This window comes from Stenotrophomonas sp. STM01 (genome assembly GCF_014852135.1).
Classification (GTDB): domain Bacteria; phylum Pseudomonadota; class Gammaproteobacteria; order Xanthomonadales; family Xanthomonadaceae; genus Stenotrophomonas; species Stenotrophomonas capsici.
In genome coordinates, this window is sequence record NZ_JACVBA010000002.1 from 751832 (window position 1) to 775975 (window position 24144).

Consider the following 24144-nt stretch of genomic DNA (forward strand, 5'->3'; position numbering starts at 1 on the left):
TCCCGCCTTCAGCCGCCGATACGCAGGATCGGCTTGAGCGTGATGCCACGGCGGCTGTCCTCGGCCGCCTGGTTGATCTGCGCCAGCGGGTAGAACGTCACCAGCCGGTCGAACGGAAAGCGCCCCTGCAGGTACAACTGCACCAGTTGCGGGATGAACACCTGCGGCACGCTGTCGCCTTCGACCACGCCACGGATGCTACGCCCGCCCATCAGCAGGTTGTTGACGTCGAAGCTGGCCTGGGTGCCCATCTTCGAAGCACCGACCACGCCGATCACGCCGAGCTTGGCCAAGGCGGTGACGCCCTGCTCCAGCACGTCGGCGCGGCCGGTGGATTCCAGCGCGTAGTCCACGCCGCCGGGGCTGACCTGCTGCACCGCCGCGACAATGTCCTGCGTGCGGCTGTCGATGACATGGGTGGCGCCCAGTTCCCGCGCCAGCGCCAGCCGCGACGGCACCACGTCCACGGCGATGATGATGGCCGCACCCGCCACGCGCGCGGCCATCACCGCGCTCAGGCCGACCGCACCGGCCCCGTAGACGGCGAAACTGCTGCCGGGCGTGACCTTCATCGAGTTGATGACCGCCCCGGCACCGGTCTGGATGCCGCAGCCCAACGGCCCCAGCAGTTCCAGCGGTGCGTCGTCGGGTACATTCACCGCGTTGTTCTCGCGTGCCAGGGCATAGGTGGCGAAAGAGGACTGGGCGAAGAAGTGGTCGTGCAGCGGGGCGCCGTCGGCGTCCTCCAGCGCGTTGGAACCATCGGCCGCGGCGCCGCCGAAATTCTGCGTATAGAAGTCCACGCAGTACGCGCCGTGGCCGCTGCTGCACGGCTTGCAATGCCCGCAGGCACCGTAGGCCAGCACCACGTGGTCCCCCACCGCGAGCCCCTTCACTTCCGGGCCGATCACTTCGATCACCCCCGCGCCTTCGTGGCCAAGCACGATCGGCAACGGCACCGGGTAGTACTGGTCGCGCACGATCAGGTCGGTGTGGCACAGGCCCGTCGCCACAATCCGTACCAGCACCTCGTCGCTGCGCGGGCCGCGGATGCGCGCCTGCTCGATACGGAAGGGTTGTTCCTTGCCGCGCACCACCGCCACGGTGATCTCGCGCGTTGCATCAATCGCATTCATGCCGGTCTCCTGGCTTACAGCGGGTAGGCAGGGGCATCGGCCTTGATCGTCAGCCACTGCCACTGGGTGAACTCGTCGAGGTTGGCCGGGCCACCAATGCTGGTGCCGTTGCCCGAGATGCCCACGCCACCGAACGGGTTGAGCACCTCGTCGTTCACGGTCTGGTCGTTGATGTGCAGCAACCCCGTGTGCAGCCGCTCACCCAGCTTCAGCGCACGCCCGACGTTGGCGCTGATCACGCCCATCGACAGGCCGTAGGGCGTGTCATTGGCCAGTTCGACCGCTTCATCGTCGCTGTCGAAAGGCACCACCACCGCGACCGGGCCGAAAATCTCCTCGCCGAACGCGGGATTGTCACGGCCCACGTTGGCCAACACGGTCGGCGCGAAGAACAGGTCACGGAACGTACCGCCGGCCGCCAGCGTGGCGCCGGCCGCGCGCGCGGCGTTGACGATGCCGATCGCGTGGTCGCGTTGCTGCGCGTTGATCAGCGGTCCCAGTGCGACGTCCTCCTGCGCGGGGTCACCCACCTTCAGCTGCTTTGCCTTGGCCACCAGCTTTTCCACGAACGCCGCGTACAGGCCACGCTGCACCAGCACGCGCCCGGTCGCCATGCAGATCTGGCCCTGGTGCAGGTACGCGCCCCAGGCGGTGTTGGCCACGGCCAGGTCGATGTCGGCATCGTCCACGATGATCAGCGTGTTCTTCCCGCCCAGTTCCAGCGACACCTTCTTCAGGTGCTGGCCTGCGGCTTCACCGACCTTGCGCCCGGCGGCGGTGGACCCGGTGAACTGGATCATCCGCACGTGCGGGTCGCGGCAGAGCGCCGCACCGGCGGCGCCGTCCCCGGGCAGGACATGCAGCACGCCTTCCGGCAGGCCGGCCAGTTCGAACAGGCGGGCGATCACCAGCCCACCGCACACGGCGGTGCGCGGGTCCGGCTTGAGCACCACCGCATTGCCCAGCGCCAAGGCCGGCGCGACCGCGCGCAGGGCCAGGTACAGCGGGAAGTTGAACGGCGAGATCACCCCGACCACGCCCAGCGGGCGCCGCCGCGCCAGGCTCAACCGCCCCGGCTGCGATGGCAGCACCTCGCCAACGGCACGGGAGGGCAATGCCGTCGCCTCGTGCAGCACGCGGACAACCACCTTCAGCTCGGAACCGGCCTTGAGCCGCGTCGACCCGCCCTCGCGCACCAGCCAGTCAACGATCTCGCCGGAATGGGTTTCGGCGAGCACGGCGGCACGACGCAGCACACCTGCGCGCACTTCGTGCCCGGCATCGGCCCATGCACGCTGCACGTGCGCGGCCCGCGCCGCCGACGCGGCGATCTGCTCGGGCGAGGCCATCGCCACCTGGCCCAGCGCACGCCCGGTCGCCGGCTCGCGTACCTCGTGCAGGACGCGTCCGTCCCGCCACTGCCCGACAAACTGCTTGCCCAACCAGAGTGCGGCCGGCAGGAAGGTCTGTACGCTCATCACACACACTCCACGCATCGCTTGCGATGCATTGGATACCCCCACCCCGGCGTTGGCTATTGGCCGTGCCCGACAATCACGCAGATGCCCGCGCAGGCCGCCATTGCGGGACTTGCGGGTGTTTCATTGCGGGACAACCGGCGCTGTACCCGGTCTCATCCAGGGACAGCAGGTGTGCCGGAACCTCTACAATCGGCCCCCCAGCCAGCCCAAAGGGCCTGCCATGACCGACTTCACCGACCACCTTGCCCCCGATCCCATCGCCGTTACCCGGAACTGGCTGGAGAAGGCGGTGATCGGCCTGAACCTGTGCCCGTTCGCCAAGGCGGTGTACGTCAAGCAGCAGGTGCGCTTCGTGCTCAGCGATGCGACCACGCCCGAGGCACTGCTGGAAGAACTCGCCGAGGAGCTGGTGCTGCTGCGCGACACCCCGGCCGAGCAGATCGACACGACGCTGATCATCCATCCGGACGTACTGACCGATTTCCTGGAGTACAACGACTTCCTCGACAACGCCGACGCGGTGCTGGAAGCGCTGGACCTGCCGGGCATCCTGCAGGTGGCCAGCTTCCATCCGCAGTACCAGTTCGAGGGCGTGGCTCCGGACGACGTCAGCAACTACACCAACCGCGCGCCCTACCCGATCCTGCACCTGCTGCGCGAAGACAGCGTGGAGCGCGCGGTGGCGGCCTTCCCCGACCCGGACGTGATCGTGGAACGCAACATCGCCACGCTGGACAAGCTGGGCGTGGACGGCTGGGAGCGGTTGTTGTCGGGCGAAAAGCCGCACTGAAACCCACGTGCGGCGCATGGCGCCGGGATTGCATCCCGGCCTGCGGGAGGGTCACCGGGCGAACCGCTTGCCCGCGCTGCCGTGAGGGAACGTGGCCGGGTTCAGCCCAGCCAGGGTTGCAGCATCTGGTGTACGTCGTGCAGCGAGCCGGTGATGCGGTGGCCCAGCGCGCGGACGTCGTCGTCCGGCTCGAGCAGGTCGGGAATCTGGATGGTGGTCATGCCCGCCGCAAGCGCCGCGCGCACGCCGGTCGGCGAATCTTCCAGCGCCAGGCAATGCTGCGGCGCCACGCCCAGCCGCGCCGCGGCGAGCAGGTAGATGTCCGGTGCCGGCTTGGAATGGGCCACTTCGGTGCTGGTGGCCACGGCCTGGAAATACGCCAGCAGGCCAGCCGCTTCCAGTTTGCGCTGCGCCAACGGCGTGCGGGTGGCGGTGGCGACCGCGCGCGGCACCTGGTGCGCGTCCAGCAGCTTCAGCAGTTCGAGGATGCCCGGGCGCAACGGCACGCCGGCCTCGACGATGCCGTCGTAACGGGCATAGGAATCGGCCAGCAGCGCGTCGGTGCGCTCCACCCCCAGTGCATCGCCCAGCCTGCGGCGGGTAACCGCATCGGCCGAGCCCACCAGCGACAGCAGCAGGGCGCGCGGCACCTCGTAGCCATGCGCGCGCGCGGTCTGTTCCAGGCAATCGAGCAGCGCGCGTTCGCTGTCCAGCATCAGCCCGTCCATGTCGAAGATCACCGCCTGCGGACGTGCCGGCAGCCCCGTCATCAGGTTCACTGGGCCGCTCCGAACAGCGTCTGAAGATCGGCGGCCTGCAGTTGCCGCCATTGCCCCGGCTGCAGCTGGCCCAGGTCCAGGCCGCCAATGCGCACGCGCTGCAGCGCCTGCACGTGGTTGCCGACCGCGGCGAACATGCGCCGCACCTGGTGGTAGCGGCCTTCGTGCAGGGTCAGGCGCACCTGGCGCGGGCCCAGCACCTCCAGTTCGGCCGGCAGCAGCGGCTTGTCGTCCGATTCCAGCAGCAGCGTGCCGCTGGCGAACTGCGCCGCCTCGTCACCGCGCAGGTCCTGCGCCAGCTCGGCGACGTAGACCTTGTCCAGGCGTGCCTTGGGCGAAACGATGCGGTGCAGCAGCTGGCCGTCGTCGGTCATCAGCAGCAGGCCGGAGGTATCGCGGTCGAGGCGGCCGACGCTGGACAGCACCGGGTCGCGGTCGCGGAAACGCTCGGGCAGCAGGTCGTAGACCAACCGCCCCTGGTCCTTGGTCGAGCAGGTGTAGCCGGTCGGCTTGTACAGCATCAGTGCCAGCCCGGGCGGCGGGTCCAGCGGTTCGCCGTCGACGCGGATGGCGTCGTGCTCAACCTTGTCGTCGGCATACAGCACCTCGCCGTCGGCGTCGGTGATGCGGCCTTCGCGGAACATCCCCTGCACCTGCTTGCGGCTGCCGTAGCCGAGGTTGGCGATGTGCTTGACCAGCTTCATGCGCGGCCCCCGCGGGTGCCGACGATCACCTTGAAGCCATCGCGCTCGGCCGCCACGCGCACCTGGCCGAAGCTCTCGTTGAGGATCTGCTCGTACGGCAGGTGGCGGTTGGCCACCATGAACAGCTGCCCGCCCGGGCGCAGTGCCTGCGCGGCCACGGCGATGAAGCGCTGGCCGATATCGGGCCGGTCTTCGCGCGCCGGGGTGTGGAATGGCGGGTTGGAAACGACGAAGTCATAGCGGCCGTCGATGCCGGCGGTGACGTCATGCCAGCGGAAGTCCAGCTTGGTGTTGCTGCCGGCCAGGTTGCGGCGGGCCAGCGCCAGCGCGCGTGATTCGGCTTCGTACAGGTCAAGCGCGGTGACCTTGGGGCAGCGTGCCAGCACTTCGGCCGACAGATACCCCCAGCCGGCGCCGAGGTCGGCGCCACGCCCGGCCAGGTCGGCCGGCAGCTGTTCGACCAGCAGCGCCGAGGCCGGGTCGATGCGGTCCCAGGCAAACACGCCGGGCCGGCTCTGGAAGCGCCCATCGACGATGCCGCGCGGCGCGTCCAGTGCCGCCCAGCGCTTGCGCAGGGCTTCGTCGTGACGGCCATCGGCCGGTGCGGTCCAGTAGGTGCGGCAGTGGTTCTTGGTCAACTTGCCGCCCAGCCCGGCCAGCTGCTGCAGGTCGCTCTCGCCCGAGCGCGCGCCCTCGTTGTTGGACTGGCAGGCAACCACGATGCCGCCCGGCGCCAACGACGACAGCGCACGGGCGAACAGCGCGCGGGCCTCATCACGCTGGCGCGGCGGCAGCACCAGCACCAGCGCATAACGCGTGTCGTCGGCGTCCAGCGCGTCCTCGTCCACCACCTGCCAGCCACTGCGCCCCAGCGCGTCGGCGAACGGGCGGAAGCTCTGCGCGCAGACCAGTTGCCCCGGCGCGGCGTGCTCGCGCAGCGGCCAGCCATCGCGGGCGCGCAGGAACAACACCGGGCCGGCCGGCCAACGCAGGCCGGCATGGGAAAAGGGCAGGAACAGGGTTTGCAGCGGGGCGTCTTGCAGGGCGGGCATGCCGGTACTTCTTGGAACGGGCCGTCCATTCTACCGGGGCTTGGCCCCGGCCCACCGCAACGCTACAGGACCTCGCCCGGCCCCGGCTCGCCCAGCCGCAGCACCTGGCGGACGCTGTCCAGCCAGATCACGTGCTGCTGGGAGATCCGCGCCAGGTCGTCCAGGCGCACCATGGCGTTGACCCCGGCCTGCTCGGCCGGGTCGGAAAAGTGCTGCAGGCAAGGCCGCATCACCACCGTGCCGGCAACCCGGCTGCCGTCCTTGAGCACCAGCATCACCCGCGCCTGCCCCGGCAGTTCCCCCGCCAGGGTTTCAAGCGCGGCAATGGTCAGCGGGTCGGAATAGACGTGGGGCGCGTAGAGGGCCATGCGAGCGTCCAAGAGTGCTCGTCATCACATTAGCGGGGCGGCGCGTGAAACCGGCGCAAAGATTCAGCGCGGCAAGCGGGCATCGCGGATGGCGCCCACCAACTGGGCCACGCTGTACGGCTTGGCGATATGGCCCTGGAAGCCGGCCGAGAACGCACGGCGCCGGTCATCCTCGCGGGCCAGCGCGGTCACCGCCACCGCCGGCAGCTCGGCCCCGCCGATGCCCAGCGTCTCGCGCAGCGTGGTGACCAGCCCGTAGCCGTCCATGCCGGGCATGCCGATATCGCTGATCAGCACATCGAAGGCCGCATGGCCGCCCATGTCCAGCAGTTCCAGTGCTTCGGCGGCGCTGCTGACGGCCACCACCGAGGCACCCTGCTCCTCCAGCAGACGCTTGAGGTAGACCAGCATGTCGGGCTGGTCCTCGACCGCGAGCATGCGCAGCCCGGCCAGCGCGTGCGCGGCCACCACCTGTGCGCCGATCGGGCCACGCTGCACCTTGCGCCGCGGTCGTCCCTCCGCCTCGCGGGCGCGATGGACCGGCAGCCGCAGCCGGAAGGTGGCACCACGGCCCTCGCCGGCACTCTCGGCCGACACCGTGCCGCCATGCAGTTCGGTCAGCTGCTGGACGATGGCCAGGCCCAGCCCGAGCCCGCCATGGCGCCGGGTGGTGGTGCCATCGGCCTGGCTGAAGCGGCTGAACAGCTGCTGGAGGAACTCTGGCGCGATGCCGTCGCCGTCGTCGCTGACCCGTACTTCGTAATGCTCGCCGTCGCGCAGCACGCGGATGTGGATATGGCCTTCGACTGCGGTGAACTTGATCGCGTTGGAGAGCAGGTTGGAGAGGATCTGGCGGATGCGGGTGGCATCGCCCAGCACCTGGCAGGGGTGCTCGGGCAGCGACAGGGTCAGCTCCTGCGCCTTGCCTTCGGCCACCAGCTCCTGCGCGCGGACGGTCTCGCGCACCTGCTCGGCCAGGTCCAGCACCTCCACTTCCAGCTGCACCTTGCCCAGCAGCATGCTGCTCAGGTCGAGCATGTCCGACATCAGGTGCTTCTGCGTCATCGCGCTGCTGGCGATCACCTCCAGCCCCTTGCGCATCGGGTGGTCGGCGTCCATGCGCTGCAGAAGCAGCTCGCTCCAGCCCAGCACCGTGGTCAACGGCGTGCGCAGTTCATGCGACAGCGTGGCCAGGAATTCATCCTTCATCCGCGCGGTGCCTTCGGCGGCGTTGCGTGCGGCACGCTCGGCGGCGAGCAGTTCCTCGCGCGCCATGTCGATCTCGCGGCGCTCGGTGACGTCCGGGCTGTTGCCGGCCAGGCCGATGAAGCGGCCGTCCGGGGAGAATCGCGGCACGGCATTCATCTCCAGCCAGCGCCATTGCCCGTCGTGGCGGCGCACGCGCACGCTCATGTGCAGCTCGCGGCGCTCGGCCAGGGCCGCTTCGAGTTCGTACCCGAACGGCGCCAGGTCGTCGGGATGCAACAGCTTCTGCCAATGCCCGGGGCCGATGTCCACGTCCGGGGCCAGGCCGAAGTAAGTGCCGAAGGCGGCGTTGACGAAACGTACCTGGCCCAGGTCATCCAGCACCCAGACCGGCATCGGCAGGCCGTCGGCCAGCGCGCTGAAGCGCGCCTCGCTCTCGGCCAGCTCGATTTCCACCCGCTTGGCCTCGGAGATGTCGAAGAACAGCATCGCCACCCGGCATTGCTCCGGCGCACCGACGCGCACGGCCTCCACCGAGTACCAGCGGCCGAGCTCGCGCACCTCGCGCTCGAACTGCACCATCCGCCCTTCACGCACCACGTGGCCGAACAACTGGAACCAGTACGGCTCCACCCCCGGCAGCACCTCACGCACGCGCCGGCCGGTCACCTCGGCCAGGCCGGTGATGCGCTCGAACGCGCGGTTGACCTTCAGGTAACGGAAATCGACGGCCTCCTCGTTCTCGAACAGCAGCTCGATCACGCAGAAGCCGGTTCCCACCGCATCGAACACCTCCCGGTACACGGAGGCATTCTCCAGGTCCAGGTCAGGCAGGTTGGGAAGCGGGCGGCGGATTTCGTGGTCGAAGGGGAGCATCGGCGGGGCGTTCGGGGGACGTACTCGGGCTGGCGGCGGCGCTGCTGCAGTCTGCGCAGCGGGCGATCCACAGGACGTGATGATGAACCATCACGCAATCCTGGGCTGGCAGGTTGACAGCGTTCATTGCCGGCTCTCCCAACCCCGATCACACTTGGTCCATCCCAACCCACCGGAGTACGTGCCATGAGAACCCTGACCGTCACCGGACTTGGCCTGGCCTGCCTGCTGGCGGTTGCCGGTGCCCATGCCAAGCCGCGCAACGTGTCCGACCCGGAGGCCCCGCGTGCCCTGCCCACCGAAGGTACGGTGCAGGTGCAGTGGACCGACCCGGCCCAGTTCACCGAGCTGCGCACCAGCCGCAACCGCTGGGAAGCCCAGCGCGGCGACTGGGTGGTGACCCTGGCCGAACACCTGCGCAAGCAGGCCGACAAGCGCCTGCCCGAAGGACAGAAGCTGGACGTGACCATCACCGACATCAAGCGTGCCGGTGACTACGAGCCGTGGCATGGGCCGCAGATGGACGACGTGCGCTTCCTGCGTGACATCTACCCGCCGCGCATCACCCTGCAGTTCACCCTGACCGATGCCAACGGCCAGGTGATCGACCAGGGCGAGCGCAGGCTGTCGGACACCGGCTACCTGTTCAACAGCAGCCTGCCCAGCAACACCGATCCGCTGCGTTACGAGAAGCGCCTGCTCGACGATTGGCTGCGCCGCGAGCTGCAACCGGAACGCAAGACCGCCGGGCTGTAACTCCACCCGAACCGGGCATTACCAGGAAGGGCCGCGCATGCGGCCCTTCTGCATGGGTGGCCGGCGGCGCGGCTTACTCGCTCAGGTAGACGCGCGGGGTGCGCTTGAGGCTGCACGGCAAGCGGTAGGCGCTGGTGTTGCAGCGCGGGGCCAGCTCGGAAATGGTCGGCGCATTGCCCCACAGCTGCACGACGCTGCCGTGGCCCGCCTGCGGGTGGTCGGTGAGGTCGATGGTGAGCATGTCCATCGACACGCGGCCGATCAGCTGCCCGGGCACGCCATCGATCAACACCGGCGTGCCATTGGGCGCGAACTGCGGGTAGCCATCGGCATAGCCCATCGCCACCACGCCGACGCGGGTCGGGCGCTGGGCGATGAACCGCGCGCCATAGCCCAGCGGCTCACCGACACCCAGCTCGCGCACCGCGATGACCCGCGACTGCAACGTCATCACCGGGCGCAACTGCGCCGCGTGCGGGCTGGGCTGCGGGTACAGCGGATCGGCGCCGTACAGCATCAGGCCCGGGCGCACCCAGTCGCTGCGCACGTCCGGCCAGCCCAGCAGCGCCGGCGAATTGCACAGGCTGGTCTCGCCGGCCAGGCCGGCGATGGCGTGCTGGAACACGTCCAACTGCTCGCGGGTGCGGTTGCTGTCCAGTTCGTCGGCGCGCGCCAGGTGGCTCATCATCACCAGCGGTCCCACGGTGGGCAGCGCGCTCAGGCGCGCGTGCGCATCGCGGAACTGATCCGGCGACAACCCCAACCGGTGCATGCCGCTGTCCAGCTTCAGCCAGATGCGCAGCGTGGCATCGGTGCGGAAGGCTTCCACCGCCTCCAGCTGCCACGACGAGGACACCACCGTCCACAGGTCATGCTCGACGATCAGCGGCAACTCGGCCGCATCGAAGAAGCCTTCCATCAGCAGGATCGGCCCGCGGATGCCGGCCTGGCGCAGCTCCAGCGCTTCCTCAATGCAGGCCACGCCGAAACCGTCGGCCTCGTCCTGCAGCGCGCGTGCGCAGGTCACCGCACCGTGGCCGTAGGCGTCGGCCTTGATGATCGCCAAGGCCTTGCCGCCCCCCAGCTGGCGGGCCAGCCGGTAGTTGTGGCGCAACGCCTCCAGGTCGATCAGTGCCTGTGCCGGGCGCATCAGTGCTGCCCCTTGCCGTAGCGGAAGATGTCCAGGCCTTCGCTGCTGATCTGCGGCGTCCTGCCGCTCATCAGGTCGGCCAGGTAACGGCCCGAGCCGGCGGCCATGGTCCAGCCCAGCGTGCCGTGGCCGGTGTTGAGGAACAGGTTGCGGTACGGCGTGGCGCCGATCACCGGGGTGCCGTCCGGCGTGGCCGGGCGCAGGCCGGTCCAGAACGTGGCCTTGGACAGGTCGCCACCCTGCGGGTACAGGTCGTTGACCACCTTCTCCAGCGTGGCGCGGCGGCGTGCTTCCAGCGACAAGTCGAAGCCGGCCACCTCGGCCATGCCGCCGACGCGGATGCGGTCCTCGAAGCGGGTGATGGCGATCTTGTAGCTCTCGTCCAGGATGGTCGAGTTCGGTGCCATCGCCGCATCGGTGATGGGCAGGGTCAGCGAATAGCCCTTCAGCGGGTAGACCGGCAGGCGCATCCCCAGCGGCGCCAGCAGCTGCGGCGAGTAACTGCCCAGCGCCAGCACGTACTGGTCGGCGGTTTCCAGCGCGCCGTTGACGCGCACACCGGTGATGCGGTCGCCGTCGCCCTGGATCGCGCTGATGTCCTGGTCGAAGCGGAACTCCACGCCCGCATCGGCGGCCAGCGCCGCCAGCTTGCGGGTGAACAGCTGGCAGTCGCCGGTCTGGTCCTCGGGCAGGCGCAGTGCGCCGACCAGCAGGTCGGTCTTGCTGGCCAGCGCCGGCTCCACGCGGGCGATGCCCTGGCGGTCCAGCACCTCGTACGGCACGCCGTACTGGCGCAGCACCTCGATGTCCTGGGCGGCGGCGTCGAGCTGCTGCTGGGTGCGGAACAGCTGGGTGGTGCCGAGCTGGCGGCCTTCATAGTCGATGCCGGTGGCCGCGCGCAGTTCGTTGATGCAGTCGCGGCTGTAGTCGGACACCCGTACCATGCGCGCCTTGTTCACCGCGTAACGGGCCGCGGTGCAGTTGCGCAGCATCTGCCACAGCCAGCGGTACTGGTTCAGGTCGGCGGTCGGGCGGATCGCCAGCGGCGCGTGTTCCTCGAACAGCCACTTGATGGCCTTGAACGGCACGCCCGGGGCGGCCCAGGGCGAGGTGTAGCCAAAGGACAGCTGGCCGGCGTTGGCAAAGCTGGTCTCCAGCGCCGGGCCCGGCTGCCGGTCGACCACGGTGACGTCATAGCCGGCCTGCCGCAGATACCAGGCACTGGTCGTGCCGATCACACCGCTGCCAAGCACCAGAACTCGCATTGCCCTCTCCTGACCCGATCATTTCCTGCCCGGGAGTGGGCAGGCACTGGAAACGGCGCAGTATATTCAGGTCCTTCCAGAACTTTTCCCTGTATTGATTGGCCGATGCAGGGTAATTTCTTGTTTCGTTCATCAAAAGCAGAATCCCGATGGCCACCCGCAGCCGCGAACTGGACAAGATCGACCGCAGGATCCTGCGCATCCTGCAGCAGGAAGGCCGTATTTCCTTCACCGAACTGGGCGAACGGGTGGGGCTGTCGACCACGCCCTGCACCGACCGGGTGCGCCGCCTGGAACGCGAAGGGGTGATCACCGGGTACTACGCCCGGCTCGATCCACAGTTCGTGAAGGCCAGCCTGCTGGTGTTCGTGGAGATCAGCCTGGCCTACAAGTCCGGCGACATCTTCGAGGAGTTCCGCCGCGCCGCGCTCAAGCTGCCCAACGTGCTGGAGTGCCACCTGGTATCGGGCGACTTCGACTACCTGCTCAAGGCCCGCATCAACGAGATGGCCTCCTACCGCAAGCTGCTGGGCAGCACCCTGCTGACCATGCCGCACGTGCGCGAATCCAAGAGCTACATCGTGATGGAAGAGGTGAAGGAGACCTTGTCGCTGCCGATTGATGAGTGAGTGGCCGATGGCAGAAGTCCCTCTCCCCTACGCCTTCGGCGCAAGGCAGGCGCAGTCAGGCGCGCTGCAGGGAGCACGGAGCGCCGGACTGTCCACCCGCTCCCTTTCGTGCAGCAAAGGGGAGGGCTGGGGAGAGCGCCTTTCACGCATGGAACGCACACGTCAACTCTGCGGCTTGGCTCCGGCCGGCGGCGGCACGATGCGCTGGCCGACGCCGCTCGGCTCGGTGGTGTGGTATCGCCCGGTCCGCGGGTCGAAGACCCGGTTCGGCCCGGCCTGGCGCATGCCTTCGACCCGCTGGCCCTTGCTGTCGTAGATCGGGCGCATCGGCGGTGGCGGGGTCACCGGCTTGATCGGCGGCTTGGTCGGTCGTGGCGGCGGTGGCACCCGTGGTTGCGGGTCCTCGCGCTGCGCGTCGTCGCGGGTAGGCGGCGGCACGCTCGACGGGCGGGTGGCCGTCGGTGAGGTCGGCGGTGGCGAACCCGGCAGGCTCACCGGCCGCGTGGCGGTCGGCGAGGCCGGGGCCTGCAACTGGGCCAGCGCCGTCACCGGCAGGAGCAATGCGACAAGCAATACCGTGGTCGTGCGGAACATCACCCGTCCCTGTCTGTATCCGGCTCGAAGCATGCACCCATTCGACTTGCGTGGCGATGAACCGGCCACCACCATGGTTCCCTGCCCCACGGATTCCTCGCCATGACCGCTTTCGACCTGACACCCCCCAGCGCTGCACAGCGTGATGCCCTCATCGCTGGCCTGAGCGAGGAGGAAAAGCGCGTGCTGCTGCAGCACGGCACCGAGGCGCCGTTCTGCGGCGTGTTCCTGGACAACAAGCGCGAGGGCGTCTACTGCTGCCGGCTGTGCGCGCTGCCGTTGTTCCGCTCCAGCACCAAGTTCGACTCCGGTACCGGCTGGCCCAGCTTCTTCGCCCCGTTCGACCCGGCCCATGTCGGCGAGATCCGCGATACCAGCCACGGCATGGTGCGCACCGAGATCGTCTGCGCCCGCTGCGGCAGCCACCTGGGCCATGTGTTCCCGGACGGCCCGCCGCCGACCTTCGAGCGGCACTGCCTGAACTCGGTGTCGCTGGGCTTCGTCGACCAGGGCCAGCCCTACCCTGACCCGCTGCAGCGCGGCGGCGCCGAGGCCGAACCGGCGCGCTGAGCCATCGCGCCGAGCGATGCCGGGGGCATGGCGGCGTCTGGCCGTCTGCACGCACGCCCTGCTTAGCGGCCAAGCCCGCGCCTACAGAATCCGGCGAGCGTGCCGACAACGGGATATCCCCTTCCCCGTGCCCGCACCATGCTCATCCTCGTTGGCCTGCTCATCGTCATCATCAGCGTGCTCGGCGGCTACGTCGGCGCGCACGGCCGTCTGGGCGCGCTGTGGCAGCCTTACGAGCTGGTCATCATCGGCGGCGCGGCGCTGGGCGCGTTCCTGGTCGGCACGCCGGTCAAGACCGTCAAGCAGACGCTCAAGGCCGTGGTCGGCGTCTTCAAGGGCCCGCAGTACAAGCGCCAGGACTACCTGGACGTGCTCAGCCTGCTGTACGAACTGCTCAACAAGGCCCGCCGCGAAGGCTTCATGGCGCTGGAGGACCACGTCGAGCGACCGCAGGAAAGCCCGGTGTTCGCCAACTATCCCAAGGTGCTGGCCGACCACCACCTGATGGACTTCATCACCGACTGCCTGCGCCTGATGATCGGCTCCAACATCGAGCCGCACGAGCTCGAGCCACTGCTGGAACTGGAGCTGGAAAAACACCACCACGAGGCCATCGAGCCGGCGCACGTTCTCAACAAGGTGGCCGATGGCCTGCCCGGCTTCGGCATCGTCGCCGCGGTGCTGGGCATCGTGATCACCATGGGTTCGATCGGCGGTGACATCAAGGAAGTCGGCGCCCACGTGGCCGGCGCGCTGGTCGGCACCTTCCTCGGCATCCTGCTCGGCTATGGCTTCATCGGCCCGCTGGCGGCGGCGGTGGAAGCACGCGCCGAACAGGACGCGCGCATCTACGAGTCGGTCAAGACCGCACTGCTGGCCTGCCTGCGCGGCTACAACCCGAAGATCGCACTGGAGTTCGCGCGCAAGACCGTGCCCTCGGCACTGCGCCCGGGCTTCAGCGAGTTCGAGCAGCACCTGAAGTCGGTCAAGTAAGGCAGCCACGATGAGCGATACCAAGCCCACGGTGATCGTGCGCCGGGTCAAGAAGGTCCAGGGCGGCGGCCATCACGGCGGCTCCTGGAAGGTGGCCTACGCCGACTTCGTCACCGCGATGATGGCCTTCTTCCTGGTGATGTGGCTGATGGGCAGCACCAGCAAGCCCGAGCGCGCGGCCATTTCCGAGTACTTCCGCAACCCCAGCCCGTTGAGCGGCACCAGCAGCACGCCGGCCCCGGGCATGGCCGGGCCGGGCGGTGCGAGCACGTCGATGATCAAGCTCGGCGGTGCCACCGATATCTCGCGCGGCAACAGCAACGACCCGTTCCAGAACAAGCAGGAAGCGGTGCCGACGCCGGTGGCCGAACGCGAGCGCGAGCGCCAGCGGCTGGAGGCGCTGAAGCAGGATCTGCAGGAAGCGATCAGCAAGAGCCAGGCGCTGGAACCGTTCAAGGACCAGTTGCTGCTGGACATCACCCCCGAGGGCCTGCGCATCCAGATCGTGGACCAGCAGAACCGGCCGATGTTCGACCTCGGCAGCGCACGGCTGATGCCCTACACGCGGTCGATCCTGCTGGAGTTGTCGCACTTCATCAACCAGGTACCCAACCGCATCAGCATCACCGGCCACACCGACACCACCGCGTACTCGACGCAGCTGGGTTATGGCAACTGGGAACTGAGCGCCGACCGTGCCAATGCCGCGCGCCGCATCCTGATCGAAGGTGGCATGGACGAGGCCAAGGTCGCCCGCGTGGTCGGCCTGTCCTCCTCGGTACTGTTCGACAAGGCCAACCCGCAGAACCCGATCAACCGTCGCATCAGCATCGTGGTGATGACCAAGGAAGCCGAGGCCGCCGCCCTGAACGAGACCGAGTCGCTGCCGGTGCCTGCGCCCGGTACGGCTCCGGTGACTGCGGTAACGCCGCCTGCGGTGGAGTAAGGAAGCCGGGGGCATCCCGGGCCTGCGGGAGGGCATTCCACGCGGTTCCGGCCGATCCCCGCGCACCCCATTTCTGCCCCCTTTTGCACAATGAAGGCGAGCACGGGGGCGGCCCAAAGGGCGCCCATCAAGGCAGGAACAGGCCCGGGCGCCTACAATGGCCGCTGTTTTCCTTCTCTACCGAGCCCATGTCCAAGCAGTCCAAAGCCAAGCGCGACAAGCGCAAGAAGCAGGCCCCGCGCCGCCCGTTCGCCCGCCTGAACGCCCAGCAGCAGATCCAGAACCACGCCGTGCTGGTCAATGAAGAAGGCCAGGTCGTGGCGGCCATTGGCCTGCAGGGCAACGAATGGCTGCTGGCCATCGGCGGCCAGACCATGGGCAATGCCGATAACCCGGTGCCGATGCTGGCCATGCTCAAGCACCTGGCCAACGTGCAGGAGAAGGAAGGCCGCAAGGTCACGCTGGAATACTCCGCGCAGCTGCAGCAGATGATCGACGACCTGGCCGCCGACGAAGGCAAGACCGCCGACGACTACCTGGCCGGCCTGGTCGCCGAATTCGAAGGCGTCGAGGGCGAGGAAGCCACGGACGTGGCCGAAGCCAGCGAAGCGGCCGAGCAGGCCGATGCACCGGCGGCCGACGCCGACGAACAGCCCAAGGCCTGAGCCCCGGACCGATCGTGACGGTCTATATCGACGATGCGGTACATCCCTGGCGCGGCGAGCGCTGGGCGCATCTGATGGCCGACACCCTGCCCGAGCTGCATGCGCTGGCGCAGCAGCTCGGGATTCCCCGCCGCGCCTTCCAGAACCTGCCCAGCGGCGTGCACTACGACGTGCCCGCGCCGCTGCGCGAGCAGGCCATCGCCCTGGGCGCGCAGCCGATTTCCCGCCACACCGACCGCACCCTGATGCGCCAGGTGATCGCCAACGCCCGGGCGCTGTACCAGCCGTAGGCACGGCGAGTGCCGGAATCGACAGGCGCGGCCTCGGCCGCGAAGCCGGTGGCACCGCGCCGCCGGGTTGATCGGCAACCTGATGGCCTTCCGGTTTCGCGGCCGAGGCCGCTCCTACTGGATGATCAGAACGGGTCGCTGCCCGGGCGTACTTCCACGCCCAGCAACGAGCACAGCGCCATCATCGCCTCGTCGTCGCGGCTGAGCGCGATCCAGCCGGCATAGGCATCACCGCCGGTGTTCCAGTTCCAGACCGAATAGCCGTGCTCACGCAGGCGGTCGTAGGCAATGCTCATCAGCGCCGGGACATCCAGGTCGGCGGCGAAATCCTCGTCGTCCAGGTCGCCGCCCCACTCGATGCCCAGGTTCCAGCGCGCGGCCAGCTCCTGCAGCGCCGCGACGAAGGAGTCGGTGTCCTTCCAGTCCACGTAGAAGCCGGCGCGCCAGTCGATGGCATCCTTCAGGTCCCACAGCCAGCTTTCATCGGACGGATCGTCCTCGGCGCCGGCACGGGCTTCGCGCCAGGCATCGAACTGCTGCAGCGCCGCGTCCTCGTCACCGGGGTTGATCAGCCACAGCAGGTTCCAGACCCGCGCCGGATGGTCATCCTCGTCGAAGGTGGGTTGCAGTTCGTCGGCGTCTTCGTAATCGGCGCTGTTGTCGGGCATTGCGGTCTTCCACGGCGTGTTTGCCGCGCATTCTGCCGCCACGCGCCCGGCGGCGGAAGCCGTCCGTGCGCCCAGCGGTTATCCTGTGGCACGGAAGATGGCCACGGTGGCCGTCAATGAATCAGTGCCATGAGCGATACCCCTCCCGATCACCTGGCGGTCAATCCGCGCAGCCCGTTCCATGATGCCGCCGCCCTCGAGCGCGGTGTCGGCGTCCGCTTCAACGGCATCGAGCGCGATGACGTGGAGGAGTATTCGGTCAGCGAAGGCTGGATCCGCGTGCAGGCCGGCAAGGCCCGCGACCGTCGCGGCAACCCGATGACGCTGAAGATCAAGGGCGCGGTGGAACCGTACTTCCTTGAACTGAAGAACGCCTGATACCGGGACCACCGGTTCGGCAGGACACGCAAGGGCCGCCCACGCGGCCCTTCTGCATTCCCCGGCAGGAGCGGCCTCGGCCGCGAAGCCGATGCCGTCTGCAATTGCAGGCTCTGCGTGCGCGCAACGGCTCCCCAGCTTCGCGCCTGAAGGCGCTCCTGCCGGGTCATTCGCGTTGGCGGCTTTCCAGCAGGTCGAGGTTGCGGATCAGCTTGCGCGAGATCTCATCGGAGATCTGCCCGCGCCGGGTCAACCGGAACAATTCCTCGCGCTCGGCGTTGAGGCCGGCCGAGCGCAGGTTGCGGTAGGCCTGCTCCATGCGCTTGATCTTGTCGGGGTCTTCGTCCGGGGTGATGCCCTTGTCCAGGTTGCGCTGGTACAACAGGCTGACCCGCGCCGCCGCGTCGTTGAGCAGCTGCACGTTGCCGGTGGGCTGGCCGTCGGCCAGTTCCTGGCGGGCCCGCTCCACCGCGGCCAGTGCCGCCTTGGACGAGGACTTGCGGGCCAGGTCCTCCTCGCGCCGCGAGGTATCGTCCTTGGGCAGCTCCAGCCCGCGCAGCAGGCGCGGCAACAGCAGGCTGGCGGCGATCAACGACACCAGGATCACCGCCGCGGCCAGGAAGATCACCAGGTCACGGGCCGGGAAGGGCGCGCCGCTGGGGATCATCAATGGCAGCGTCAGCACGCCGGCCAGGGTGATCGCACCGCGCACGCCGGCCACCGACATCGCCAGCACCACGCGCAGTGGCGTGCTGGTGCCCTTCTCGCCGCGCATGCGCGCGCGCAGCAGGTTCCAGCGCAATGACAGCCACACGAAGGCCAGGCGCATCGCGATCAGGATGGCGTTGATCGCCAGCACGTAGACCAGCAGCCACCACGGGCTCTGGTGGCCGGTGACCGACATGGTCTCCACCGCGCGCTCGACGATGCCCGGCAACTGCTCGCCCAGCAGCACGAACATGATGCCGTTGAAGGTGAACTGCACCATGTTCCAGACCGCGCTGCGCTGCACGCGCATGCTGCCGCTGATGCGGCCGGTCAGCTCGACGTAGCTCATGGTGATGCCGGCCGCGACCGCGGCCAGGATGCCGGAGGCGCTGAGCTCTTCGGCCAGCAGGTAGGCGGCGAACGGGATCAGCAGGTTGACCAGCAGGGCGGCACCGGGCTCCTCGCCGAAGCCGCGCCACAGCCAGCGCTGGAAGGTGGACACGCTCCAGGTCACCGCCACGCCGATGGCCAGGCCTGCGAAGGCCACCCACAGGAAGGTCAGCGAGGCCTGCGCCAGCGAGAACGTACCGGTCATCACCGCCGCCACCGCGAAACGGAAGCAGACCAGGCCCGAGGCATCGTTGAGCAGCGACTCGCCTTCCAGGATGTGCATCAGCCGCTTGGGGATGGGCACGCGCGAGGCGATGGCACTGACCGCCACCGGATCGGTCGGGGAGATGATCGCCGCCAGCGCGAAGGCCACCGCCAACGGCATGGTCGGGATCATCCAGTGGATCAGCAGGCCGGCACCGACCACGGTGAACACCACCAGGCCGAAGGCCAGCTCCAGGATCGCGCCCTTGTCGCGGAACAGGCCCTGCTTGGGAATGCGCCAGCCATCGAGGAACAGCAGCGGCGGCAGAAACAGCAGGAAGAACATCTCCGGGTCGAGCGCATGGCCACGCTTGAACACCCCGGCGATCAACGCCCCCAAGCCGATCTGCACCAACGGCAGCGGCAGGGAAAAGGGAAGGATTCTTACCAGATAGCCGCTGGCGACGACGGCCACCAGCATGGCCAGGACGACTTCGATCGTGTGCATGCCCGTTCCACGGATTCACCACCACGGCAGCATGCTGCCGGCGCTGGCAGCGACGGTTGATTAACCCTTGGAAAACTATCACAGCCATGTGCAATGCAGCATGGCGTCGACACTGCAGCAGGAGCGGCCTTGGCCGCCAAGCCGGTGCGGCGTGCAATCACCGATGCCCGCGCGGGTGCAGCGAGGGTGAACTTCGCGCCTGAAGGCGCTCCTATGCGGCCGCGTCGGCCCCATCGAAACGGTAGATGTCCATCGCCAGGAAACCCTGGTCGATGCCGGCATCGATGCGCTGCGCGCCCAGTTGGTCACCGCCGGCGGCACCCATCGCGAAGTACAGCGGCAGCAGGTGCTCATCGGTCGGGTGAGCCTGTGCGGCGAACGGGGCCTGGCGGCGGTAATCGAACAGGGCCGGCAGGTCATCGGCCTCCAGCCTCTGCTCCACCCATCCAATGAACGGCCGCACGTACGGGGCCTCCTTGGCCTCGGAGTAGCTGTGCCAGTCATGCAGGTTGTGGGTGATGCTGCCCGAGCCGATCAGCAGCACGCCCTGCTCGCGCAGCGGTGCCAGCGCGCGGCCCAGCGCGAACTGGTGCTGCGGGCCGAGCATCGGCTGGATCGAGACCTGCAGCACCGGGATGTCAGCCTGCGGGTACAGGTAGCGCAGCGGCACCCAGACACCGTGGTCCAGGCCGCGCCGCGGGTCGATGCCCGGCTGCAGCCCGGCATCGGCCAGGCGTTGGGCCACCTCCTGCGCCAGTGCCGGCGCACCCGGGGCCGGGTACTGCAGCTGGTACAGCGGCTCGGGGAAGCCGCCGAAGTCATGGATGGTTTCCGGCTGCGGGGCCGCCGAGACCAGCGGCGCCCGGCCCAGCCAGTGCGCCGAGGCCATGACGATGGCGCGCGGTCGCTGCAGGCCCGCCGCCAGTTCGGCCAGGCGCGGTCCCACCTGCCCCGGCTGCAGCGCCGTCATCGGCGAACCGTGGGAGATGAACAACGAAGGCAGGCGATTCATGGCAGGCTCCCGGCGTGGGAAGAACAGAAGTTGGGACGCAGCTTATTGCGCGGCAAAGGGGCAACAAATAGCCTCGACATCAACGTTTTATTGCAGGGATGGAAATAATGGACACCATCGATGCCATGCGGGTCTTCGTCGCGGTCGTGGAACGCAACGGCTTCAGTGCCGCTGCCGATGCCCTGAACCTGTCCACCGCGGCGGTGACCCGGCAGATCGCCGCGCTGGAAAGGCGCCTGTCCGCGCGCCTTCTCAACCGCACCACCCGGCGGGTCAGCCCGACCAGCACCGGGGCAACCTACTACCAGCGCTGTGTGCAGCTGCTCAACGAATTCGATGAGCTGGAAGCCTCGGTCGGCGCGCAGGCCCTGCAGCCGGCCGGGCGGCTGCGCATCAACGCGCCGGTCAGCTACGGCATCTCGCGCCTGGCGGCCCTGCTGCCCGGTTACAGCGCGCGCTACCCGCAGGTGGAACTGGACCTGTCGCTGTCCGACCGCCTGGTGGACATGGTCGAGGAAGGCTTCGACCTGGCCATCCGCATCACCCGCCAGCCCTCACCCTCGCTGATCGCCCGGCGCCTGTCGCAGGCGCGGATCATCCTGTGCGCGGCGCCGTCCTACCTGGCCCGGCGCGGCGAGCCGGCCACGCCGCAGGCCCTGGCCGAGCACGACTGTCTGGCCTACAGCTATTCGGACACCGGGGACGCCTGGACGCTGCAGGGGCCGCACGGGGACGTCAGCATCCCGGTGGTGCCGCGCATGCGTGCCAACAACGGCGAGGTGCTGCGCGAGGCAGCCATCGCCGGCATGGGCATCATCGCCCAACCGGACTTCATCATCGACGCGGCGCTGGCCAGCGGCCAGCTGGTACCGATCCTGCGCGACTGGACCGTGCCGCCGATCGGCATCCATGCGGTCTACGCCAGCCGCAGCCACCTGGCACCGAAGGTGCGCAGCTTCATCGACTACCTGGTGGAGTGCCTGGGCCCGGCCTGACCCCGGCGCTCAGGCAGCGTCACCCGGCTCGCCGAGCGCGGCGAGCAGTGCCTCCAGCGCCATCGGCCGGCCCAGCAGGTAGCCCTGCACCTGGTCACAACCATGCGCGGCCAACCAGCGGTACTGCCCTTCGGTCTCCACGCCCTCGGCGATCACCGACAGGCCCATGCTGTGGCCCAGCGACAGCAGCGCACGGCAGATGGCGGCATTGCGCGGGTTGGTCTCCACGTCGGAGACGAAACTGCGGTCGATCTTCAGCGCGTCAAGCGGCAGGTGCTGCAGGTAGGACATCGACGAGAAGCCGGTGCCGAAGTCGTCCAGCGAGATGTGGATGCCCTTCTCGTGCAGGCGCTGCATGGTCTGCAGCGCCTGGGTCGGGTTGCGCATCAGGCTGCTCTCGGTCAGTTCCAGCTGCAGCGCGCCACGGCGCAGGCCGTACTCCTCCACCGCATGGGTGAACTCGCCGGCCAGGTCGGTGTTGAAGAACTGCACCGCCGACACGTTGACCGCGACCGACAGCTCGCCCCAGCCGGCATCGGCCAGCTGCCGCTGCGCCCGCGCCGCGGCGCGGGTGACCCAGCGGCCGAGCGCGATGATCAGGCCGGTGTCCTCGCACAGCTGGATGAAGTCGCCGGGCGGGATGTAGCTGCCATCGGGCTGCGGCCAGCGCAGCAGCGCCTCCAATGCCACCGGGCTGCCGTCGGCGGCATGCCGGATCGGCTGGAAATGCAGTTCGAACTCGTCGCGGTCGATGGCCACGTGGATGCGCCCGGCCAGCTGCAGGCGCTCGGTGTAGCGGGTGGCCATGGCCTGGCTGAAGCGCGCCAGCGCCAGCCCGCCTTCACGCGCGGCATGGGCGGCCTGCGCCGCGCGGCCGATGACCTGCTCGGCCAGTTCGCCGTCGCGCGGGCAACTGGCCACGCCGATGCGGGCCTCCAGCTGGTGGAAGGTGTCGCGGCCACGCACCGGTTCGGCCACCGCCGCCTGCAGTGCGTCCAGCGCCAGGGGCGCGGCGGCCGGGTCCAGGATGGCCAGGACGAAATCCTCGGCCGGCTGGTGCGCCAGCAGGCCATAGCGTGCGGCCAGCCCCCCCAGCCGCACCGACACCGCGCGCAGCGCGTCCTCGCCGGCTTCGCGGCCCAGCGTGTCGGTGATCATCTGCAGCCCGCGCAACTGCACGTGGGCGATGGTGTAGCCGCGCGCACCGCTGTCCAGGCGCTCGCCCAGCGCGCGCACGGTCAACAGGCCGGTACTGGAATGGTGGCTGGCCCGGTACGCCAGCTCGTTCTCGAAGCGCAGCCGCTGGCTGACGTCCTCGGCCAGCACCAGGCAGGCCTTGCGCCCGGCGAAGTCCAGCAGCGCACTGTGCGCGACCACCATGAAGCTGCTGCCGTCCTTGCGGTGGTGGGTGCGCGCGATCAGCTGCTGCGGCGCACCACTGTTGATGCTGCGGATGGTCTGGCGCAGTTCGTCCCATTCCTCGGGCGGGCGGATGTCCAGGATCGACATCCCCAGGAACTCCTCGCGGCTGTAGCCGTACTGGTCGATCGCCGCCTGGTTCACCTCCAGGAAGCGCAGGTTGACCATGTCGAAGATCCAGAACGGCGCAGGGTTGCGGTCGAACACCAGCCGGAACTGCCGCTCGGCCTCCTGCGCCCGGGCCTCCACGTGCACCCGCTCGCTGATGTCCACCACCGCGCCGGCCAGGTGCGCGGCACCGCCGTTCGGGCCACGGACCTGGTCGCCACGCGCCGACAGCCAGCGGAACGAGCCATCGGCCAACAGCAGCCGGAACGTGGCGTTGACCGCCCCCTGCCCTTCGCCGGCGGCATCGAGCACCTCGCGCAGCACCGCCACGTCCTCGCCATGGACGCGCGCGTACAGCGCCTGGAGGGTGGATGAACGCCCTTCCAGGCCCAGCATCTGCTGGGTCAGCGCGGACCAGTGCAGGGTCCGCCCGTCGCCGCGGATCGACCAGGTGCCGACCTTGCCCACTTCATGCGCCAGCGCCAGTTCGGCGGCGCCGGCCTGCAGTTCCTCGTTCAACTGCTGCTCGTGCGAGGCGCTGCGGCGCAGGCGCCCCATCAGGAAGCCGAAGCCGATCAGGTAGACCAGGTACAGGCCGGTGGCTGCGTACAGGAACACGTACCAGCGCGCCATCACCTCGCGGTAGGACAGCGCGGTGTACAGGGTGAGCGGGTAGTCCAGCGGCACGCTCACCGCGGCGATGCGCTTCTGCCCGTCCGACGGGCTGTGGACCACCCCGCGCGGGATCACCGAGGCCGACTGCGGCAGGATGATCATCGGCGACGGCAGCGTCCGCCCCACCAGGCCGGGGTCACGGCTGTGCGCCAGCAACTGGCCGTAACGGTTGCCGATGGACGCCACGCCATCGCGGCCCAGGTCCAGGCCGCTGACCACCTGCTGGAAGGTGCCCAGCCGTACCCGCGCCAGCAGCCACTGGCCGTTCTGCATCGGCAGTGCCGTGCGCACCACCCAGTGCCCGCCCGGCAGTTCCTCCAGCGCGCCGATGTAGAGCTCGCCGCTGAGCAGCCGGTTCTGCGCGATCGTCCAGCTGTGCAGGGTGGGATCGCCCTGCCCCTGGGACAACGCCATGCCCTGGTCGTCCACCAGGGTGATCGAGGCCAGGTCGCGGTTGCGCGACAGCACGCCCTGGATGTTGGCCTCCAGCAGCTGCACCGCCTTGTCCGGCACCTGCCGGTAGAACTCGCGGCCGTCGTTGGCGGTACCGCGCAGGGCGCGCTCCAGGGTGACCAGCTGTGCCCGCATCAGGCGCTCGCTGCCCGAGGCCAATGCCATGCTCTGCCGCTGCGCGCCCTCGATGCGGGTGCTGCGGTCGTTCCACAGCATCATCACCAGCCCGACCGCCAGCAACACCGCCACCGCCGTGCCGGCGATGGCGATCACCCGCAACGGGTGCACGGCGCCCCGGCTCACGGAGACATCCAACGCAGCGGCAGTCGGCACACAGGTATCACGGGCATTCCAGGAAAGTTGGCGACGGGGGAGT

General features: G+C 68.9%; 24 protein-coding genes. 10 read left to right on the plus strand and 14 right to left on the minus strand.

The genetic code is table 11. The features are described from left to right. Positions 1-8: 8 nt before the first annotated feature. Complete coding sequence (locus IB227_RS13285; protein ID WP_192287769.1) at positions 9-1136, minus strand: NAD(P)-dependent alcohol dehydrogenase; 1128 nt, start codon at positions 1134-1136, stop codon at positions 9-11. Positions 1137-1150: 14 nt separating this feature from the next. After that, complete coding sequence (locus IB227_RS13290; RefSeq protein ID WP_192287770.1) at positions 1151-2614, minus strand: benzaldehyde dehydrogenase; 1464 nt, start codon at positions 2612-2614, stop codon at positions 1151-1153. Between the two features lie 223 nt (positions 2615-2837). Between IB227_RS13290 and IB227_RS13295 the strand changes: the two genes are divergently transcribed. Then, positions 2838-3407, plus strand: a complete 570-nt coding sequence (locus IB227_RS13295; RefSeq protein ID WP_192287771.1) for a DUF1415 domain-containing protein — start codon at positions 2838-2840, stop codon at positions 3405-3407. A 101-nt stretch (positions 3408-3508) separates the two neighbouring features. On the opposite strand, the gene IB227_RS13300 is transcribed toward IB227_RS13295, so the two are convergent. From IB227_RS13300 to IB227_RS13320, 5 genes are all read right to left on the minus strand, one after another. Beyond that, positions 3509-4177 carry an HAD family phosphatase gene (locus IB227_RS13300; protein ID WP_192287944.1) on the minus strand — a complete coding sequence of 223 codons (669 nt, stop codon included), beginning with the start codon at positions 4175-4177 and terminating at the stop codon, positions 3509-3511. A 5-nt stretch (positions 4178-4182) separates the two neighbouring features. Beyond that, positions 4183-4890: a pseudouridine synthase gene (locus IB227_RS13305; RefSeq protein WP_132865794.1), complete on the minus strand. Its 708-nt coding sequence runs from the start codon at positions 4888-4890 to the stop codon at positions 4183-4185. Next, complete coding sequence (locus IB227_RS13310; protein WP_192287772.1) at positions 4887-5942, minus strand: class I SAM-dependent methyltransferase; 1056 nt, start codon at positions 5940-5942, stop codon at positions 4887-4889. Before IB227_RS13310 ends, IB227_RS13305 begins: the two co-directional genes overlap by 4 nt. Before the next feature lie 62 nt (positions 5943-6004). Beyond that, positions 6005-6310: a DUF3247 family protein gene (locus IB227_RS13315; RefSeq protein WP_132865796.1), complete on the minus strand. Its 306-nt coding sequence runs from the start codon at positions 6308-6310 to the stop codon at positions 6005-6007. A 63-nt stretch (positions 6311-6373) separates the two neighbouring features. Continuing rightward, a complete protein-coding gene (locus IB227_RS13320; RefSeq protein ID WP_318639550.1) occupies positions 6374-8320 on the minus strand; it encodes an ATP-binding protein in 1947 nt (648 codons plus the stop codon). Positions 8321-8578: 258 nt separating this feature from the next. Between IB227_RS13320 and IB227_RS13325 the strand changes: the two genes are divergently transcribed. Further along, positions 8579-9148 (plus strand): DUF3016 domain-containing protein, encoded by a 570-nt coding sequence (locus IB227_RS13325; RefSeq protein ID WP_192287774.1) that lies wholly within the window; start codon positions 8579-8581, stop codon positions 9146-9148. 73 nt (positions 9149-9221) lie between these two features. On the opposite strand, the gene alr is transcribed toward IB227_RS13325, so the two are convergent. Together alr and IB227_RS13335 are read right to left on the minus strand one after the other, a co-directional pair. Continuing rightward, positions 9222-10298: an alanine racemase gene (alr, locus tag IB227_RS13330; RefSeq protein WP_192287775.1), complete on the minus strand. Its 1077-nt coding sequence runs from the start codon at positions 10296-10298 to the stop codon at positions 9222-9224. Further along, positions 10298-11563 carry a D-amino acid dehydrogenase gene (locus tag IB227_RS13335; RefSeq protein ID WP_132865800.1) on the minus strand — a complete coding sequence of 422 codons (1266 nt, stop codon included), beginning with the start codon at positions 11561-11563 and terminating at the stop codon, positions 10298-10300. The genes alr and IB227_RS13335 overlap by 1 nt, the downstream gene beginning before the upstream one ends. 149 nt (positions 11564-11712) lie before the next feature. On the opposite strand from IB227_RS13335, the gene IB227_RS13340 reads away from it, so the two are divergent. Continuing rightward, entirely contained in the window at positions 11713-12192 is a 480-nt protein-coding gene (locus IB227_RS13340) for a winged helix-turn-helix transcriptional regulator (RefSeq protein WP_132865801.1), read from the plus strand. Between the two features lie 162 nt (positions 12193-12354). Here the strand turns inward: IB227_RS13340 and IB227_RS13345 are convergent, their stop codons facing one another. Next, complete coding sequence (locus IB227_RS13345) at positions 12355-12786, minus strand: classical arabinogalactan protein 4 (RefSeq protein WP_192287776.1); 432 nt, start codon at positions 12784-12786, stop codon at positions 12355-12357. A gap of 102 nt (positions 12787-12888) precedes the next feature. On the opposite strand from IB227_RS13345, the gene msrB reads away from it, so the two are divergent. From msrB to IB227_RS13370, 5 genes are all read left to right on the plus strand, one after another. Then, complete coding sequence (msrB, locus tag IB227_RS13350; RefSeq protein WP_192287777.1) at positions 12889-13356, plus strand: peptide-methionine (R)-S-oxide reductase MsrB; 468 nt, start codon at positions 12889-12891, stop codon at positions 13354-13356. A 138-nt stretch (positions 13357-13494) separates the two neighbouring features. Continuing rightward, on the plus strand, positions 13495-14349 hold the full coding sequence (motA, locus tag IB227_RS13355; protein ID WP_132865804.1) for a flagellar motor stator protein MotA: 855 nt from the start codon (positions 13495-13497) through the stop codon (positions 14347-14349). Positions 14350-14359: 10 nt separating this feature from the next. Beyond that, positions 14360-15295 carry a flagellar motor protein MotB gene (motB, locus tag IB227_RS13360; RefSeq protein WP_192287778.1) on the plus strand — a complete coding sequence of 312 codons (936 nt, stop codon included), beginning with the start codon at positions 14360-14362 and terminating at the stop codon, positions 15293-15295. A gap of 188 nt (positions 15296-15483) precedes the next feature. Continuing rightward, positions 15484-15960, plus strand: a complete 477-nt coding sequence (locus IB227_RS13365) for a hypothetical protein (protein ID WP_192287779.1) — start codon at positions 15484-15486, stop codon at positions 15958-15960. A gap of 14 nt (positions 15961-15974) precedes the next feature. Continuing rightward, on the plus strand, positions 15975-16250 hold the full coding sequence (locus tag IB227_RS13370; RefSeq protein WP_132865807.1) for a DUF4031 domain-containing protein: 276 nt from the start codon (positions 15975-15977) through the stop codon (positions 16248-16250). A 125-nt stretch (positions 16251-16375) separates the two neighbouring features. Here IB227_RS13370 and IB227_RS13375 read toward each other — a convergent pair whose 3' ends face one another. Continuing rightward, positions 16376-16918, minus strand: coding sequence for a hypothetical protein (locus IB227_RS13375; RefSeq protein WP_192287780.1), 543 nt, complete (start codon positions 16916-16918; stop codon positions 16376-16378). 129 nt (positions 16919-17047) lie between these two features. Here IB227_RS13375 and IB227_RS13380 point away from each other — a divergent pair, with 129 nt between their 5' ends. After that, positions 17048-17296: a DUF3297 family protein gene (locus IB227_RS13380; protein ID WP_192287781.1), complete on the plus strand. Its 249-nt coding sequence runs from the start codon at positions 17048-17050 to the stop codon at positions 17294-17296. 166 nt (positions 17297-17462) lie between these two features. Here the strand turns inward: IB227_RS13380 and IB227_RS13385 are convergent, their stop codons facing one another. Both IB227_RS13385 and IB227_RS13390 read right to left on the minus strand, forming a co-directional pair. Further along, positions 17463-19106 (minus strand): Na+/H+ antiporter, encoded by a 1644-nt coding sequence (locus IB227_RS13385; protein ID WP_192287782.1) that lies wholly within the window; start codon positions 19104-19106, stop codon positions 17463-17465. Positions 19107-19317: 211 nt separating this feature from the next. Then, positions 19318-20118: a class III extradiol ring-cleavage dioxygenase gene (locus tag IB227_RS13390; protein WP_192287783.1), complete on the minus strand. Its 801-nt coding sequence runs from the start codon at positions 20116-20118 to the stop codon at positions 19318-19320. Between the two features lie 107 nt (positions 20119-20225). On the opposite strand from IB227_RS13390, the gene IB227_RS13395 reads away from it, so the two are divergent. After that, on the plus strand, positions 20226-21113 hold the full coding sequence (locus IB227_RS13395) for a LysR family transcriptional regulator (RefSeq protein WP_192287784.1): 888 nt from the start codon (positions 20226-20228) through the stop codon (positions 21111-21113). A gap of 9 nt (positions 21114-21122) precedes the next feature. On the opposite strand, the gene IB227_RS13400 is transcribed toward IB227_RS13395, so the two are convergent. Beyond that, positions 21123-24071 (minus strand): EAL domain-containing protein, encoded by a 2949-nt coding sequence (locus IB227_RS13400; RefSeq protein ID WP_318639546.1) that lies wholly within the window; start codon positions 24069-24071, stop codon positions 21123-21125. Positions 24072-24144: the final 73 nt, after the last annotated feature.

Bases quoted from the DNA above. Each gene is read 5' to 3' on its own strand.
- IB227_RS13285 (WP_192287769.1), bottom strand. From the start codon at position 1,136: ATGAATGCGATTGATGCAACGCGCGAGATCACCGTGGCGGTGGTGCGC.
- IB227_RS13290 (WP_192287770.1), bottom strand. From the start codon at position 2,614: ATGAGCGTACAGACCTTCCTGCCGGCCGCACTCTGGTTGGGCAAGCAG.
- IB227_RS13295 (WP_192287771.1), top strand. From the start codon at position 2,838: ATGACCGACTTCACCGACCACCTTGCCCCCGATCCCATCGCCGTTACC.
- IB227_RS13300 (WP_192287944.1), bottom strand. From the start codon at position 4,177: ATGACGGGGCTGCCGGCACGTCCGCAGGCGGTGATCTTCGACATGGAC.
- IB227_RS13305 (WP_132865794.1), bottom strand. From the start codon at position 4,890: ATGAAGCTGGTCAAGCACATCGCCAACCTCGGCTACGGCAGCCGCAAG.
- IB227_RS13310 (WP_192287772.1), bottom strand. From the start codon at position 5,942: ATGCCCGCCCTGCAAGACGCCCCGCTGCAAACCCTGTTCCTGCCCTTT.
- IB227_RS13315 (WP_132865796.1), bottom strand. From the start codon at position 6,310: ATGGCCCTCTACGCGCCCCACGTCTATTCCGACCCGCTGACCATTGCC.
- IB227_RS13325 (WP_192287774.1), top strand. From the start codon at position 8,579: ATGAGAACCCTGACCGTCACCGGACTTGGCCTGGCCTGCCTGCTGGCG.
- alr (WP_192287775.1), bottom strand. From the start codon at position 10,298: ATGCGCCCGGCACAGGCACTGATCGACCTGGAGGCGTTGCGCCACAAC.
- IB227_RS13335 (WP_132865800.1), bottom strand. From the start codon at position 11,563: ATGCGAGTTCTGGTGCTTGGCAGCGGTGTGATCGGCACGACCAGTGCC.
- IB227_RS13340 (WP_132865801.1), top strand. From the start codon at position 11,713: ATGGCCACCCGCAGCCGCGAACTGGACAAGATCGACCGCAGGATCCTG.
- IB227_RS13345 (WP_192287776.1), bottom strand. From the start codon at position 12,786: ATGTTCCGCACGACCACGGTATTGCTTGTCGCATTGCTCCTGCCGGTG.
- msrB (WP_192287777.1), top strand. From the start codon at position 12,889: ATGACCGCTTTCGACCTGACACCCCCCAGCGCTGCACAGCGTGATGCC.
- motA (WP_132865804.1), top strand. From the start codon at position 13,495: ATGCTCATCCTCGTTGGCCTGCTCATCGTCATCATCAGCGTGCTCGGC.
- motB (WP_192287778.1), top strand. From the start codon at position 14,360: ATGAGCGATACCAAGCCCACGGTGATCGTGCGCCGGGTCAAGAAGGTC.
- IB227_RS13365 (WP_192287779.1), top strand. From the start codon at position 15,484: ATGTCCAAGCAGTCCAAAGCCAAGCGCGACAAGCGCAAGAAGCAGGCC.
- IB227_RS13375 (WP_192287780.1), bottom strand. From the start codon at position 16,918: ATGCCCGACAACAGCGCCGATTACGAAGACGCCGACGAACTGCAACCC.
- IB227_RS13380 (WP_192287781.1), top strand. From the start codon at position 17,048: ATGAGCGATACCCCTCCCGATCACCTGGCGGTCAATCCGCGCAGCCCG.
- IB227_RS13385 (WP_192287782.1), bottom strand. From the start codon at position 19,106: ATGCACACGATCGAAGTCGTCCTGGCCATGCTGGTGGCCGTCGTCGCC.
- IB227_RS13390 (WP_192287783.1), bottom strand. From the start codon at position 20,118: ATGAATCGCCTGCCTTCGTTGTTCATCTCCCACGGTTCGCCGATGACG.
- IB227_RS13395 (WP_192287784.1), top strand. From the start codon at position 20,226: ATGGACACCATCGATGCCATGCGGGTCTTCGTCGCGGTCGTGGAACGC.